Here is a 16,792-nt window from a genome sequence, read left to right as displayed (position 1 = left end):
TTATTTTTAGTTGTTGATAGTAATCAGGTTTTGATTAATTAGAGATTAGATGAGTTCTTGAATGAAACCCTTACCTCTCAACCTTAGTTATTTTAAAAAAATACAGCCTTGAACGACCCTCTTTAATTTTTAGAAGTCTGCTATAGTTGTAAACTGAGTTGCCTCAAATCAGATACGTTGTACGTTGGTTCCGGGGCAAGTGGATAGAGGTTTTGTCCCGGACGGCTCAGAAAAGCCGTGTGCATTCGGGCTGCTCCTGCGCCCGCCACATCCCAACCATGGGCGGCAATAAACAGACAATCATTTGGAGCAACCTCCATTTTACGGGCTGCCCATCGATAGACATCTCGATCGGGTTTGTAAATACCAATATCCTCCACACTCAGTGTTTGTGCAAAGAACGTATCTATTCCGGCATTTCGTAATTGGGCTTTCATTCCTTCCCGCGGTGAGTTAGTAAGTACAGCCATTCGATATCCCTTGTCACTTAAATCCTGAAGTGCTTTTGGTACATCTGAATGAGGCGGTGCGTTGCGAATGGGAGTAAGCACTTTTTTGGCATCATCCATATCAAGTTGGATATTTCTGTTTTTCGAAAGCATTAGCAAAGCTGCGGCACCAATTTCACTAAAATTATGGTATTCATCACTGGCATTGGCTACCAGAGAATAATGGAGCATGGTTTCAAACCACAGAGATACTACATCATCTCCCCCATTTAATACGCTGCCAACTGATTTTCGAACTTCAGTGAGATCAAGAAGAGTTTCATTCAGATCAAAAAAGAGAACTTTATATTTGTTATCCATTAGATACCCGATTATTCATTCGAACGCGATTACAAGGTTAATGAAATATTAAAAAAATCCTCTTGGAAGAGAGATAACGAACCGAATCTATTTTTGTAAGGCGAGGGGGATGGCCTTATGAGTATTGATTTCACTCAAATACCCGATTTTGGTTTAAATCGAGTACTTTTCATCCCCCATTGCCCCCTTCAAAGGGGGACACTCTTCAAAATAATCTTAACCGGTAAACACGTTATTTTGATATTTCAAGTTTATTCATCTGCCTCAATAATCCGTTGATGGACAATAGATCCACTTTCGTTCCAAAACTCAATTCTCTTGGTTTGATCGCGAAAATAACGTATCGCAATAAAACCTTCTCCCCGATATGTACTATTCTCTCCGGAACTTTTCTTAACAAAAGATGGCTTGGATGCTGATCCGCTCACAAGTTGATACTGCCGATTTTGTCCGTTTTGATATGGAATAAATTGCAAACTGTGCTCATGGCCCGATGCATAGATCAATCCCTCCTTTTCTTCCAAACTTTTCATTAAACCCTCTTTTAAATTGTCATACCGGGCGATATCCTGGGGATAACCACGGATATTTCTGTAGGCCACATAAATTGACCCAAAAACCGGAGGCAAAAAATGAGTAGAGGTTGGAAATTTTCCCCCGTGTCTGCCAAGTGAAAATAGCGGATGGTGGGATGCAACTACAATTTCATCTTCAATATTTTTTTCGACAATTTCCTTCAGATCTTGCAAAATTTCATGTTTTTGATCCTCTTCATTTTCTACTCCTGCATCCAGGGGTTTATCATATGGGTGCAGCCACCATTGAGTATCGAGGAGAACTAATTGGATATTAAAATCTGCATGGGTGACAAGCTCAACAGAAACAGGACCCGGCAAACCGTTATCCGGCAGAAATACATTTCCGCGATCGAGATACGATTCTATGTACTCCTCCTGCCGGTTAAGCCACTCCAATCCATCTCGACCCGATGTGTTCCAGTCGTGGTTGCCGGGTATAAACACAACCCGGCCGGGATAATCTTCCACAGTTTCGAGTTGCGAAAGAATTCTGGTTTCAGATTGATTCCGCTTTTCACCCCCTTTTGGCGGCAATCCATCCGGATAAACGTTATCGCCAAGAAAAATTACAGAACTTCTCTCGCCTGATTGCATGAGCTGTGTATGCAAAACTTCTAAAACCGGCTCTCTGGGTTCAAGTGTTGCAGCACCGGCATCTCCTATTAAATAGACAGAATAAACCGGTTCATTATAGTTCTGGTTAGAATCACTTTCCTGGTGAGAGACGTTCGTACTGGAACAGCCTGCAAGAAAAAAAATAAGTGTAAATCCGAAAATGTACTTTTTCATAGTGCTATTTTTTTATCAATCTTGAGGGAACTTTACAATACAAACCCGGCCACCGCTGATTTTGTGCCGATTGGCATCTCTTTGGTGGAATCACACGGGTTAACACACTCTTTTATTTAAACGATCACATCTGATACCTCGACCAGTTTTCGTATTCTCTTTACAAAATATTTGAGAATTTCCTCACTTAAATGAACTCTATCTTCAAGCAGATCATAAAAATCCATTCGGTCTATCTTTAAAAAATGGCTCTGCTCTTTACTTGTTGCCGTCATCAATCGGTCTTCACCGTCAAAAAATCCCCAAACTCCTATCGCTTCTGCGCTGTCAACTTCTTTTCTAAGCTCTCCATTTCGGGTTAGTTTTATATGTCCATTGATAAGTAAATACAGAGATCTTGAAGAATCTCCCTCCTTAAATAAAACCTCATCCTTTTCGGCAACAAAACTCCTGGTAATTCCGGCAAGATGTGCCAGTTGTTCCGACGGAATATCCTTAAACAACTCAATACCCTGTAAAAAAATCACTCGTTCAATGGTAGTTTCCATTCTCTAAGAATTTTGTTTTTTGGAATTTCTTTTTTGTACCAACTCGGCCGTTTCCCGAATCATTTCGTTGGATGACTGGATTGCCTCTTTTACCTTTATTTGCAGATTTTGGGGGCATTGTGAAGATACGCTGTAGATAGCACAAACCTTCAGCCATAAATCATCGCCTTCAATAAGTTGTAATATGCCTTCATCATAACGCTTCTCAGTTAGTTCAAACATATCGCGTCCAATCTTAATTTTTTTATCATCATCACGGTCATCAACAATAGGAAAAACCAATCTGTGATCTTTATCTCTCAGTATATTGTCGAGAAATTCAATGGCGGCTGATCTTTTAACGGATGAAATACTTTGGAGAGTTAAATAGGATCCGTAAATATCCTGGGTTGGATAGATGAGTCCAAGCAGCCTGAATATACGTTCCTTTGTCTGTTCCATTTTTTCCGTGATGGCACGAAGCAATATCTGGTTGGGAAGATTTCCTGGCTGTATTTGTCTGATATTCAGAAGCTTAAAGTAGTTTAAAGCTTCTCCATGAATTCTTTTCTGAACGATCGAATCATCTACATTTAAGGAGGGGTTCTCTCTGTGTAACTTGTTTAGAGCTTTAATCACATGATAACGAACATCCGGCCGGTCTGTATCAAGCATTTCTAAAAGATGATTTACAGAGGCTTGATCATCAACATATGCAAAAATTCCGGGAATACTTTTATGTACCTGATCACTTAAATTTTCATCAAAAAAACGGTCTTTGTATAAAAGAAGACGATCTTTTCCATATTCCGACAACGCTTTTCTGATTTCAAATCTGTACTTAAAATCCTGCATCTTTTCAATCAAAAGCGGGATGAATCGGTCGTTCTGCAGGCGCCCCATACTCGTTATTGTTTTTCTAACAACAGAGGGGTGTTCATCCTCCAGCAGTTTACTTAAATACTTACGGGAGATAGAATCATCCTCTATATATCCCAAAGCATCGGCAATCTGGGCCTTAATAACGATTGCATCTTTTCCTGTTTGAGACATTAGCTTCTCAAAAAAGTCCGTATCTACCAAATCTACAGCGGAGTCTCCATGTTTACTTGCACAACCAAAAGCGGCTGACTTCAATTTGAGATCATCTTTTTCCAGATATGATTTGATAACCGCAGTAGGGTCTTCTTTTGAATGTTGACATAAATAGTAGATCGCCTCAAGTCGTATCTCGGGTTCCTCATCCTCCAAAAGTGCCATTACCTCCTGAGAAAAATCATGTCTCTCATTATTTTGGAGTAGCTTAAGAGCTTTTAATCTAATTTCGGAATTATCGTATTTTAACAAGGGTTTTAAATCTTCCGCGATTTTTTCTGTATTGCTGTTATCGAGCAGATGAAGGGTATGTAAGAGTTGTGTTGAATCTTCGCTTTTTAAAGATTCTCTGAATACGGAATAGATTGATGACTCATTAAGATCTATTGCCAGGCTGTCAGTTCCAATCAATTGCTTCTGAACAGAGTGGCGAAATTTATCTACATATCCCCTTTTAACTTTTATTCCAAGCATAATCCAAATCAGAAGCAGGGCAATAACCATATAGGTAAGCATGTAAGGAGACCAATTCAACAGTACAATAAAACCGAGCAACAACACCCCCCCAATTCCTCTTGAAAACCGATCCACAAAAATATCAATAAACACCTTGGTCTGTTCTTTTATGTGCTGAGGAAGAGGAAGAAAGAGTAGTTCACGGCCAGTTTTATCGATAGAATATCTTGTAGCTCCATCAAAACCATTCAGTATAACAACCGATGCCAGTACAGGCTCAATCACCATTAAAATAGCTCCAATCATCATTCCGGCAGGCCTTGAAAGTACCGCACCGGTAAGGCCAAGTTTTTTAATAATTTGCGATGATAATAAAACCTGAATCCCCAGCGAAGCAAGGCTGACTCCCGCATAAAAAGTGCCCATAAAGGATGTAAGATCAGATTTCTCGGGATACACCTCAAAAGCTATTGCCTTAAACTGATAATCAGTAAATGTTGTAGTGATCATAGTTAGCCCAATGATTGCAGCTATTGCTAATTGATACTTTGACTGGCCTACATGTTTTACCGCTTTTGTAAACGATTCTATTTGCTTTGATTGCTTGTCCGTTTTCTTCTTTTTATCTGTTTTTTGCGATTCACCCTGGATAAAGTAGATAAAAACGATAGCAGGAAGAAGCAGAAACATACACACATAGAGTAAATTTTCGGTAGACAATCCAAACCATTCCACAGTTATGCTTGAAGCTTCACTACCGGCAATTGCACCCAATATTGCCCCCAACGTTAAAAAAGGAAATATCCGTTTTGATTGCGCCGGCTTAAATACGGAATTAGCCAAAATCCAAAAAAGTGAAATAACCAGGATTCCGAATATTCCTACCCACACATAAAACGCCATAAAGATCCAATCCATCTGAAGGCGAAATAACCAACGCAGCAAAAGTAGATTCATCAAAAGAAATCCCAGTGTCCAAATCAGCACGGTTCGGATTGGGTAACGGCTCATCATATCACTTAAAACCTGCGAGATTGGAATTGAAACCACAGCCAGCAAAATATAAACGAACGGCAGTTCACTTGGCCCATTTTCGGTAAGAAAAAGGCTGTCGCGTGCAGGTTTTAAAAAATAGAGAATCACCATTAAGATAAAATGGAGGCTAAAGATCAACAGTACCTGCTTCCATTCATCGTTTCTTATATCATAAAAATTGGTAATCAGTTTCTTCAATTTGATAATGATTTATCCCGCTTCTTTCTTTTCAAACTCCTTACCGGCATAACGAACCAGAAATATCCAGCCGACCATTATTATAAGGCAAGCTATTGATAGCCAACGTACGTTTTCGAGTCCGATCCAGGCAGCTACTGCTAAGTTTAAAACCACGGCGATCACTTTAGCAAAGCGTTGAATAAACATGTCGATAAAAGCCTTGGCTTTATATTTTACGTCCTGATTGGTGGGTGTGTAGAGGGTTTCTTTGGCTGATTGATTGATGGAGTAATTCAAACTGTTATCACTGGCTGACATTATGGTTACAAATACCAGGCTTGGGAAAATGAGAAACCCCACGGAACCAAGTGTTATGGCTATAGGCAAGAACAGAAGGGCTATTCCCACGCCAAATCTCTTCATTATAAAACTGGTAAGAAATAGCTGGACAACCAGGGAAACGATACTTGTAATTTGTCCTACTACACCAAAATAGGCGTCCTTTTCCAGATCTCCGCTTACGGTTGATGCTATGGTGGCCGATAGTTGAAAATCAACAATGTTGGAGACGATCTCATACAATCCTATAATCCCTACAATGGCAAGCAGGTATTTAGACCGGAAAACGATATCTGCACCTTCAAAAACGGCACTGCAACGCCTTCCCTCAGCACAAGCCTTTTGGGATGATTCCTGTTTATTTTGCGACCGGGCGTTCACGATATAACCGATCCCGATCATAATTGCTAAGGGGATAAGGCTTAGATATAGTAAAGTTGGCCGCCCGAGTTCATTCACATACCCTACAACAATGGTTGAGCCAACTATACCGCCAATAATACCTCCCAGACCTACTATGCCATACGACCTTTTAGCTTGATCTGAATTAAAAATATCATTGGAGTATGCCCAGAAAAACGTGACCATGGCTGAATTAAACATATCTCCCAATACGTAAAAAGACCAGCTTGTAGCTGCTCCGGGATTATTCATCAGCATTGCAAAAACAATAAACAAACCTCCAAAAAACAGATTTAAAAACAGGTTTAAATGCTGTCTTTTAAGTTTCCGGGAAAGCCATGTAAACAGAATAACGATAGCATAAACAACAATCATGTTTATAACTTTGGCAAGTTGTTCCACTTCAGCTCCGGCAAAGCTTGTCCCCAGAAACTGTAAAGGATTATCCTGATAGAAATTGACGAGAAGCCCACGTTTTATGGGTTTCAGGATCCAGAATGTGGCAATAACCATAAAGAAAAAGAGAGACATCAAAAGTGCATTAGGCCACTCTTTCTTCTTAATGTCGAAGAAGTTTTTACGGATATTTTCAATCATTCCAATATTTCCCATCGTTCCCTGGTTTATTTTTCAATTTTATTACCAATTATTCGCTTGCTATACTCAGCATAAACAATTTAACGACAATTAATGAAAGCCTACTAAAATGACAGAAGTCAGTATGGCATAACATACATTTAATTAAAGTGACTTCGACAGACTCCTGGTCATTATTTAAAGCATTATCAGATTACTATTAAGATGAGAGGTAACCCTGAATTCTTACCTATTTTCTAATCAAATGCTTGGGTTCGAACGAGATGAAATTAGTAGTGCAAGAATTTACTAACTCATAGAGTCCATTTACCCGGATTATGCACCAAGAAATTTGGTTGTGCACAAGGCGAAGAGGAAATGATGACGGAAGGGTACCTGAGTACCCTGAGTAAAGCATTTCAACTTTAACGCAGTGCACGGGCAAATTTCGTAGCGATTTGCCACAACACTCAAAATTGAGCTACTATCATTTTCCGATAAATGAAATATTATCAGTGTCTTAACTTATTTTTTATACTTTTTCGTGAATAATTCGGGTGAACTTTATTAAACATAAGTTCAAAAATTAAATCCAAAGTTGATTGAAAACAGCTGATCATCATCAGAGAAACTATAGGTAGTTGTCAGTACTACCCGGCGGAACGGGCTGATCCAGAGCCCACCACCGTACCCCTGATGCCAGCGGTTGGAATTCTGGTTGTCAAGCCATACCCGTCCATTGTCGAAAAAGCCCAAGTATACCCACGCTTGCCGGGAAGAGATAGGATTGAAAATCAAAGAGTTTCGTGCGCAAATCTAAGTTGTGGTAAAAGGTAGTTCGCCCGGCAAACCGGTCGCGCATGAAACCCCGCAGCCGGCCGTGATCTCCCAAAAGTGAGTTACCTCCAAGCGTATTGGCCCGAAAAAAGTTGAAATCCCCGATATTGGTCTCTGCCCCGATCCTGAACCCAATCGTGCTGGTGAGCTTTTCAAGCGTATAGTAGAGCGTCCCTTCGGTGCCCAGTCTTGCGAACGATTCACTATTGTCTTCGAGACCGAGATTCAGCGACGCGTCTGTACGAAAACGGAATCCATAGTGGGGAAAAATCTCATCATCAACAGAGTTGATTTGAAAAGACGATGCAATCACCCCAAAATGGTGACCTTGAAAATCTTCCGGCTCCAGCGCGGCTTCTTCACTGCTGATAAACCGTCCCGGTGTTTCGGACGGGCTGAAATAGGCGTACTCCGGACCGATTCTGAATTGAGTGATAGAAGAGATCCGTTTTTGCAGCGAGGTTCTCAGGTGCACCTGGTCCATGCGGAAACGGTAGAACGAACGGTCATCTACAAGCTGCTCCGTCTCATTGCCAAGCCCGAAGAAGTTTGCTTTGTAGTTTGGAGCGAGGACATCGAGATCGATCGTAAAATCAAGCGAGCCAACGGCCTCCGTAAAACTGTTTTCGGCGCTGAATGAAAAAGCGGAGGTCAACAGGGAATGCTTGGCGCTGACACGGTGCATACTGGCGTAGGGCGATTTCCGAAAACCGTGACGAACGTACATCACACCGCCTCCTAAAAACACACCGTCATCCGGGTTAAATCCGCCCGTGAGCAGCGGAGCGGTTATATTGTACTGAAACGCCTCGCGATCATACCGGTGCACTTTTCGATCATCAGAATATTTTATTTTTGTTGCGCTGCTGGTGTTGGCCTGCAGCCCGTTGTAGGTGTCATAGGCCTTCACATTCGTTCGACCTCCGACTTCTGTCACATCGTCCTTGAGAATATCTGTTCCCTCGCCGGGAATCAACCGGACCAGTATATCGCTGTTGTCTGTGCCGGTGAGTTTAAATGTGTCGTCGGAATCGAACCCGTACAAACGAATTTCGTCCGTCTCCTGAGCCCGGAACAGGCGTTCGTATCGTTTTGCCCCGGATTCATCTTCGTCTTGAAGCGACACGCGAACATCGCCGTTGTTCAGCCGCTCGATATGAAAATAGTCCGTACGTTTGCTACCAAACACATTCACCTCATCGGATAGCACATTGTAGTAGCGTTCTGCAAATTCCCGGATCTTTGTGCGCCGGGCCTTTAGTTTATCTGCAATCTCTTTGCCCGTCAGATCATAGGCGGCTCCGGGAAGTTCCTTCACGGCATTTTCGATAACCGCTTCGGTCAGGTTTGTTTCAAGCTCCTCCGCAACTCGAAACCAGGTGTCGCGATCCGGTTCCGTTAGAAACCATCGGTCCAGGTGCATGGCGTTAAAGTTGATTCCCTTTATGTCGCGGATGTCATCGTCAAAGTGCTGAAATTTCCTGAGAGCCCATTGGCGGCTGGCGAGGCTGGGAATCAGTCCGTCGCTGGTAAAAAATGCATTGTCTCGGTCGATCGGAACAGGTTCGAACAGAACGCCCTCATCTGCTTCAACTTCCGCCCAGAACCACTGCCCGTCGTGGCGGTCCCAGTCGCCGATAAACATGTCGAACATCCGAGACCTGAGCAGCTGTTCCTGGTTCACGCGATACCGGTTTTCTTCCCGCGATTTTGTCCACACCCGGTCGGTGCTCAAAATGTTGTTCACTGTCTTGTTGGTCTGTTCCTGAAACCATTTTGTGCTCACAAATTCTTCAATCAGAACCGGTGCGGCCCCTCGATCACCCGGAGTAGGCAGACCGGAGCTTTCGGGAATATATCTGAGATCAGGTGCGGTCTGGTACACGCCGGCGGCATCGGCCAGCGGAGCAACCACCAGCGCTCCGTAGGGATGAGCCGCCGAAATCTGATCCTGGAGAATGTCGTTCGCAAAGGTTTCGCGAAGTATCTTGGGCAGAGCCTCCGATGGATCTTTCTGTATAGATCGCATGATACTCCGGGTCCCGCTGGAATCCTTCTACCACAATAGAAACCGACTGCTGACCACCTCCTATGCTCAGGATATCATATTCATTCAGATTAACAGCCTGCATCTCAACCGGAGTGGTCCAGACGTCGCGGTAGTGATCTCCCCAAATAGCCCGTTTCACGGCGCCGGCCTCATATCCGGGTCCGGGTGCAATTTTGCGGGTTTCTATGGCACTCGTATCATTCGAGACGTCATAATCCGGTTCGTCATCCACGTTATACTCCCGGTCAGAAATCCGTTTTGAAAACACCCGTTTCCCGGCCGGATTCTCATCCGAAAGGACCCAGAACTCAACGGCCAGATCGCCGTTTTTAAAGGAGATGAGTTTTGAAAACCCATACTCTGAGTATACAAAATCAGCCCCTTCGCCATCTTTAGCGGGTGATTTTTTGGAACCTGATCCGCTGACAATCGCAAAATGATCCCCCTTGTCGAAAAATGCCAGGCTGTGTTCGTGGCCGCTGGCAAACACACGAGTTTTCGCCTCGCTGGTGGCTTTCAGCAGGTCGTTTTTGTACCTCTGATAGGTTTTGTTGGGGATATCCTGGCTCGAATTGCCAATTTTTCGATACACGGGATACACTGTTCCAAGGATCGGCATCGGCAGGTACATCCAGCTCTCCAGGTTTGTGAGGGGAAAGATGTGATCTTTCAACGTGTAGTATCCGCCATGCGAGCCGTTACTGTAGAGCGGATGGTGGGTGGCAACCAGCAGTTGTTTGTCGGGATGATTAGCTACGATGGATTCCACCTCACTCATCACCTCATCGTGCGTTTTGAACCGGCAGCGGCTCAGGTCCGTTTCAGCCCGCTGCCCCTGTTTCACCAGCCATTCCGAGTCGAGCGCAATCAGCAGCCACTGATCTTCAAACACCGTGTAAAAAGGCCCGGGGCATCCGTGCGATGGCTCCATCGCTGCCTGAATTCCGGGATAAGCTTCTATAAATTCCCCCTGCGCAATCACTCCCTCTTGCCCGTAGCGCCAGTCGTGATTCCCGGGAATGAAATACGATGGATGATCAATATTTTTGAGAGCTTCAAGCGCAACCGAAATTTTATCCTCGGTAAGCTTTCGCTCCTCGTGCTGCGGGTCGGCCGGCATGCCGCTGCTGTAGATATTATCTCCCAGGAAAACGGCGGAGCTTCGGCCGGGCGACTCCTCCAGGTGATGCTGCATGGCAGAGATCAGCGGGTCGGGCTGATCCAGCTTCGGATCCCCCGTATCGCCAATTAAGATGAATGTGTGGAGCGTATCCGCATTTTGATAGGTGTTTTGGGACAGATTTTCTTCAAGTTCCGGAGATGCGTAAAAGGGTTCCGATGAGGAGCAGGAGGAGAGAATAAACAGCGATAACAGCCAAAAACTGAATAAAAATGAATTTGAAATTTTCATATTCTGGTCAGCTTTCCGGATATCGAAGATTATTGATCTTACCTGATTGTGAATTTTATATAGCATAATTCTGTAATTATCCCTGCCTCTGAATACCTCCTATTCGCAAACCGTTTTGATCTTCCACTGCATACACCGTCACCTTTCTTTCCTCAGTTTCAACCCCGTCTCTAAAAGTTACAATTTCATAGATCAAAACCCGTGGCTCATCTGCTGCCGGTGCCGACACAGTGTGAGTAAAACGGGTTGAACCGGTTTCTTCATTTTCCGCGAAAACCTGGCCGCCTTTTGATTTCAATGAGTACCTGTACTTTGTTGATTTTTTCTCGAAAAGTCCTTTTTCGGTTCCCAGGTCTGTAAATTCCAGTATGATTTTATCTTCATTCCGCTCCACTTTAAATTTGTCGATTGGATTGATCTTTCGGAACCAGTACTTCCCAATTTTATCTCTTCGCTCAATCAGGGTTTTAATCAGGTACTCTTCCGCCTTTTGACTGCTAAGATCGCCTGTTTCAACAATAGCGCGGATATTCTCATCAGTAAAACTCATCACTTGTTTGGCACCCCAGAAAGCATCGCGCAGGGTCATATTTTCGTAAGCCGGCAGTGGATGAGCCGATACCCAACGCCCCGGTTTAAAAACGTCAGAACGGAAATATCCCACTGATGGATAAGGAATATACTCCTCTGCATTGATGGTTTCCCAGGGATTTACCAATATCCCGAACGTAATAGCGTTCAGTGCCATATATCTTGGATCAATCAAATAAGCCTGGCCGTAAATAGGTTCGTGAATTCCAGGACCATTCGCTCCAAGAGTATTTCCAAAATCCTGCACATAATGTTTGATGTATCCCTCATCCGTATAAACAGCCATCGTGTTAGCATCCCGCCGGTCTGTATCATTGAGCCATGAACTCAAAACCCGCATACCACGAATTTCTCTGCGGTGTTCGTGGTCAACCCGGTCATTGGGGTCATCCGGACGGGTACCCTCAAATGCCCACTGGCCGACCGGTACTCCATCAACAAATTTACTGGCGAGGGCCCGTATCCGACCTTCTGAATCACGAGGCTTATCAGCTATAATACTTTCGTAGTCTTTCATGGTCATTGGCCGCTCCCTCCCATCGTCATTTACCACCACATTCTCACCAATCGTCACCTTTTCGGGATTAAAGTAGGTGATTGTTGATTCCGGCACATTATAACCAGCGGCATGAAAATATTTTCGTACCTATTACCTCTGCCGAAGTTGTAAGTTCGGGATAACTCGGACCATCGAACTTTATCAGAAACCGGTTGCCAGATGAATCCTCAATAAAAAAACCAGGATTCGCTCCCTCCAGTTTACCGGAGAATATAGTCCACTCACCGGTAGTATCGGGTTGAACGGTATTCGGACCCACAGCCAATTGTTCAGGACTCATGGGATTGTAGTAGTGCCGATAGTTATACCAACTCGACTCGGACGGTTCATCCAGATGATTAATATTATCCGCCTGCCTGGCATTTGCCACACCTAAAACACGGCCGGATGATCGAAATACGTTATTAAGATCAAGCGGCTTCTCAATCTGATGAAAAATAGTATTATCAATACGATCCCAATATTGATAGGAGTTATTCTCTTTGGGTTCGGGAATTCTTGTTGTATCCGGGTCAAATGTTTTTACCGGATCCATTGTATATGGTTTTGAAGCAGAACAAGCCTGGAACAAAAAGATTCCCAATACCACAAACAGGTATTTATTTCTAAAATATTTAGTATTCAGTTTCAAAACAGAAATCAGAAATTTGGTGAAATTAGTAGTATAAAGCGGGATGTCTCTCTGCTAAATGCAAATTCAGAACGGAGAGCAAAACCCTTAGATGAAATCAGATGGAAACCAAAACCGTAGCTGGTATTAAATCGGTTGATCCCAATTTCTGAATAATGATTAAATACCTGTCCTTCATCAATGAAAAAAACCATGTCAGAAAAATTCCATATCGGATAGCGGTATTCCAGTGTAAACAACAGCGAACCTGTGTCGCGAAATCGATCTGTTGAAAAGCCCCGCAGATCATTTGAACTTCCGAGAGATGGCAGATCGTAAAAAGGAGTTTCTTTCCCCCGAAAACTTTCAGTTTTAATCATGTTGGCTTTTAAAGCAAACCGGCGCGTTTCATGTAAAAAATAAATTGGAATAAACTGGTTTACTTCTATGTTGTACTCAGCATAGTGAAAATCATTTCTGTTTAGTGAACGATTCCAGGTAAAACCTGTAAAAAATCGCGTGCCATGAGTAACCCGCGGCAGTCCTTTTGCACCGTCCCATTCAAACGAAGTACCCATCGACAGAAGTGAAGTTGTTCCGGTTAAATTTTCCGGAAATATGTTATACCCGTCCTCCTCAACGTCTTCATCTTCCGGCTCACTTTGCGATATCTTTTTATTTAAAAACCGCGGCTTGAACCGGATAAATTTATCATCGGTAATTTTATGACTATACTCAACAGACGCCAAAAACTCCTCCCTCTCAAAAAAACTCCGCTCATCAAAATCGATATTATTTCCGAGTAAAAAAGTTCGGTTCGGCTTGTTGCCATATTCCGTTTCGAGAACAAGGCTTCCATTTTCTGAAAGGAAATTGCTAATGGTGTACTCGAAGTGGAATTCATTGTAGCTGCTTGATCCAAAAAGTCCTTCAAACCTCAAGTTATGATTGTCATGAAACAGGCTTCTGTGAAATATCAGGGCTCCATATGAAAAACCGGTTTCTCCTCCGAGCTCAAAAAGCGGGAATACACCAAAATCACCACGTTCTCCCTGAAGAAGTCTTGGCAATTTAGTTTCTGCCCATTTCACTCCCCATCCCACAGGACGAGTACTCCAGTGAAAAAGATATGAGGGTAATGCTAAAAGATGTGACATTGCTGACCGTTCCGATCTGTAGGGTTCTACATTTGGGGCATCTGCATCCGTTACCATTTCTGTTGAGTCGGAAGGTGAATCACCAAAGCTTTGCCCTATAACATCCTCAATTTGGATAAATGAGATAAAAAATATCACAGCTACAGTAAGTAATTTCAAAACATATCTTAAACTCATGAAAAAAATACCTCTTACAGAAAATCGTCAACTGTTCACACGTAGTTATTCCTGTAATTAAGAAGTGATTTAAACGGATAATCTTACGAGCATTCTTTGAATTGAATATAGTTTTATGCCCAATCTGTTTGGATAGATTGAAAATGCTGTGCAAAGCATTTAAAAGGTCAACATTAAAGTTGCCTTGAATCAGGAGAGAAAAATTTACCGACTTCAATCAAAATTCTTCTTCACCAATCTAATGTAGCAACCAGTAAATTCATTTAGTGTCAGAATTAATAACTCAACTTAGAAGACTTACCCCATTTTTTAATACAGAAAACGAACTGCAACTTACTCTCGTCTCGGTGCTCTGCTCCGAGATGGTAATCTGGGCTGCTCTGCTGCCCGTTTAAGCCAGTATAGGGTGGAGCAGAGCACCACCTGGATTCTGTTTCACAGCAGAGCAGTGAAACAAGAAAAAAATACATTTCCTTTTATATAAAGTGTTAACAATAAGATTGTTAATAACATATAGTTCATATGAAGAAGGCTTTGCAAAACTCTGACCGTCATCCTGAACTTGATTCAGGATCTCCAGATTCAAGCTATAAAGACGAATGGAGAATCTGAATCGAGTTCAGATTGACCAGTAACCGCGGTTTCGCAAAGCCCTCATGAAATAATTTTCGGGGTAACTTCTCGTCAATTTAGTAGTGAACTTGAAAAGAGGCCACAAAAGCATAAATAGTTTTGTGTTTTCGTGATTTTGTAGCTACCTGATTGACTATACTTTTTGAAAAATTGTAAACCTAACGACCTGAGTGATGCATATCAGCTTTTTTTTGAAACTGTTCATATTTCAACAATGAATAGTTAGCCATGATTACTATGACGAATTCAAAAAATTACATTGACCCGAAAGATTCTTCGACCTCACTCCGTCTAACAAACGAATAAGATCTACAATCTCATAACAATGAATAAAATGCATAAAGCAAAAGTTAGCGGTACTATTGAAGCCCCCTCGGATGATGTTTGGAAACTGGCTGGTAATTTTGGTGAATTAAACCGGTTTGTGGAAGCGATTACTGGCTGTATAACAAATGGTTCTGGTGTAGGCGCTGAAAGAACTTTGTATCTGCAGGATGGAGGAAAGGTAAAAGAAAAACTTGAAAGTCTGGACAACGATCAAAAAAAATTGACCTATTCCATAGTAGAATCGCCCATGCCAATTGAAGATTATATCGGAACGATCCAGGTTAAAGAGTTAGATGAGAATCATTCCGAATTTACCTGGTCTTCGACATTTAATGTTGCAGATGAAGCAGCAAATGAGATGAAAGAGGTCCTTGAAGGACTTTATGAACTGGGGGTTGAAGGTTTAAAAAAACATTTCTAATTAGTGTCTCTAAGAAAACGTCAATCTCTGCGTTCCGGTTGACCCAAAACTGCTTCCCGAGTAGTCGGGACGCTTTTTGGGACTGCGCGCGCCTTGATTTTGACGATTTCTTAGGACATTATGAGTTTTCTTACAAAAACTAATTGATTCATCCGGGATGTACTTATCTACCCGCAGCCGAAGTGGCAAAATTTTGTAGTGCATTGCCAATTTTTTTGAGGACCTTGTTACAATCCTTGATTGAGTGACGATTTTTGATAAAGTCCGGATCGTTATAACCAATCTGTACAACACCTTCTGAATTTTCCCAAATCAACATTTTTTGTGGAAGATCAATGGCGGCAGTTTGGCTGCACTGCATAATTGGAGTTCCAAGCATTGGATTGCCAAAAATAAATAATATAGTCGGTAATAACTCCATATCTACACCTTTTGCACCCTGTTGGTGATTAATTTTTTTAAAAATAGTAATACCATTTTTTGCCAGGATTTTTTCAAGCCGCTCGGCCGTTTCTTCTACCGAATAATCGCTTTGCTCAGTACTCATCCCTTCCTGCGCATAGGCTGATGAGAATGACATTATTGAAATGAATAGGATTGCCGTTTTTATTATTAAACGCATAATTTTCTGTTTTAATTGGACAAGACTACGAAGCTAATAGTTATATCCCTGAATCTCCTGTTCATCAGTTTCAACTCCAAGCCCTAAAACAATTCGATTCACAAAATTAAAATAACCGATAACTAACACAGCATCTAATACTGCACGATCCGAAAGGCCGGTATTTTTAAGAGGTTTAATATCTTCTTCCTCATCAATATGATCGGGATATTCGGTTAATTTCTGGGCCAGTCTGCACAGGCTGTGATCTATATCATTAAGCTCAAGTTTCCTGAAATCCTCGCCAAGCCGCTCTACCCTCTTTCTGTTTTTCCAGTAGTGGTTTAGAGCCTCCCCGTGATGGAGCCTGCAGTATTGGCAATTATTAAATGATGATACAACCACAGCCATCATCTCTCGCTGAGCTCTGCTTAACGGAGATTTGCTAAACATGATGGACATATAGAGATCCATATGTGTAGTAATTGACTCCGGATTCAGACTCTGAATCTTGTGAATTTGAGCTAATTTACCACGGCTTTCCTTTAAACGGTCGTAAATATCTTTGAGTTCTCCAGTTGCATTTTCAGGTTCAATAATCTCGATATATGGCATCTTTTCCTTTTTAAAAT

At 42.3% G+C, this 16,792-nt stretch carries 12 protein-coding genes; 1 reads left to right on the top strand and 11 read right to left on the bottom strand.

The features are described 5' to 3' along the window. Window positions 1-140 precede the first annotated feature (140 nt). The 9 genes from U5K72_17025 to U5K72_16985 form a co-directional block, all read right to left on the bottom strand. Window positions 141-809 (bottom strand): haloacid dehalogenase type II, encoded by a 669-nt coding sequence (locus tag U5K72_17025; GenBank protein MDZ7720521.1) that lies wholly within the window; start codon window positions 807-809, stop codon window positions 141-143. Window positions 810-1,060: 251 nt separating this feature from the next. Further along, window positions 1,061-2,176, bottom strand: coding sequence for a metallophosphoesterase (locus U5K72_17020; GenBank protein ID MDZ7720520.1), 1,116 nt, complete (start codon window positions 2,174-2,176; stop codon window positions 1,061-1,063). Window positions 2,177-2,292: 116 nt separating this feature from the next. Next, window positions 2,293-2,724: a cyclic nucleotide-binding domain-containing protein gene (locus U5K72_17015; GenBank protein ID MDZ7720519.1), complete on the bottom strand. Its 432-nt coding sequence runs from the start codon at window positions 2,722-2,724 to the stop codon at window positions 2,293-2,295. A 3-nt stretch (window positions 2,725-2,727) separates the two neighbouring features. Beyond that, window positions 2,728-5,487, bottom strand: a complete 2,760-nt coding sequence (locus U5K72_17010; GenBank protein ID MDZ7720518.1) for an Npt1/Npt2 family nucleotide transporter — start codon at window positions 5,485-5,487, stop codon at window positions 2,728-2,730. A 12-nt stretch (window positions 5,488-5,499) separates the two neighbouring features. Next, window positions 5,500-6,822 carry an Npt1/Npt2 family nucleotide transporter gene (locus tag U5K72_17005; protein MDZ7720517.1) on the bottom strand — a complete coding sequence of 441 codons (1,323 nt, stop codon included), beginning with the start codon at window positions 6,820-6,822 and terminating at the stop codon, window positions 5,500-5,502. Window positions 6,823-9,488: 2,666 nt separating this feature from the next. Then, window positions 9,489-11,084, bottom strand: coding sequence for a metallophosphoesterase (locus U5K72_17000; GenBank protein ID MDZ7720516.1), 1,596 nt, complete (start codon window positions 11,082-11,084; stop codon window positions 9,489-9,491). A 76-nt stretch (window positions 11,085-11,160) separates the two neighbouring features. Then, the gene (locus U5K72_16995) at window positions 11,161-12,288 is read right to left on the bottom strand and encodes a hypothetical protein (GenBank protein MDZ7720515.1); all 1,128 of its coding nucleotides are present in this window, start codon (window positions 12,286-12,288) and stop codon (window positions 11,161-11,163) included. Between the two features lies 1 nt (window position 12,289). Beyond that, the gene (locus tag U5K72_16990) at window positions 12,290-12,769 is read right to left on the bottom strand and encodes a hypothetical protein (GenBank protein ID MDZ7720514.1); all 480 of its coding nucleotides are present in this window, start codon (window positions 12,767-12,769) and stop codon (window positions 12,290-12,292) included. A 104-nt stretch (window positions 12,770-12,873) separates the two neighbouring features. Then, entirely contained in the window at window positions 12,874-14,178 is a 1,305-nt protein-coding gene (locus U5K72_16985) for a BamA/TamA family outer membrane protein (GenBank protein MDZ7720513.1), read from the bottom strand. Between the two features lie 967 nt (window positions 14,179-15,145). On the opposite strand from U5K72_16985, the gene U5K72_16980 reads away from it, so the two are divergent. Further along, on the top strand, window positions 15,146-15,559 hold the full coding sequence (locus U5K72_16980) for an SRPBCC family protein (protein MDZ7720512.1): 414 nt from the start codon (window positions 15,146-15,148) through the stop codon (window positions 15,557-15,559). A gap of 163 nt (window positions 15,560-15,722) precedes the next feature. Here the strand turns inward: U5K72_16980 and U5K72_16975 are convergent, their stop codons facing one another. Next, the gene (locus U5K72_16975) at window positions 15,723-16,181 is read right to left on the bottom strand and encodes a DUF302 domain-containing protein (protein ID MDZ7720511.1); all 459 of its coding nucleotides are present in this window, start codon (window positions 16,179-16,181) and stop codon (window positions 15,723-15,725) included. Window positions 16,182-16,214: 33 nt separating this feature from the next. Further along, window positions 16,215-16,775, bottom strand: a complete 561-nt coding sequence (locus U5K72_16970; protein ID MDZ7720510.1) for a peroxidase-related enzyme — start codon at window positions 16,773-16,775, stop codon at window positions 16,215-16,217. Window positions 16,776-16,792 lie beyond the last annotated feature (17 nt).

Source organism: Balneolaceae bacterium (assembly GCA_034521495.1).
Taxonomy (GTDB): Bacteria; Bacteroidota; Rhodothermia; order Balneolales; family Balneolaceae; genus Rhodohalobacter.
The sequence above is the reverse complement of the archived record's forward strand: the minus strand, read 5'-3'. Positions and strand labels throughout refer to the sequence as shown.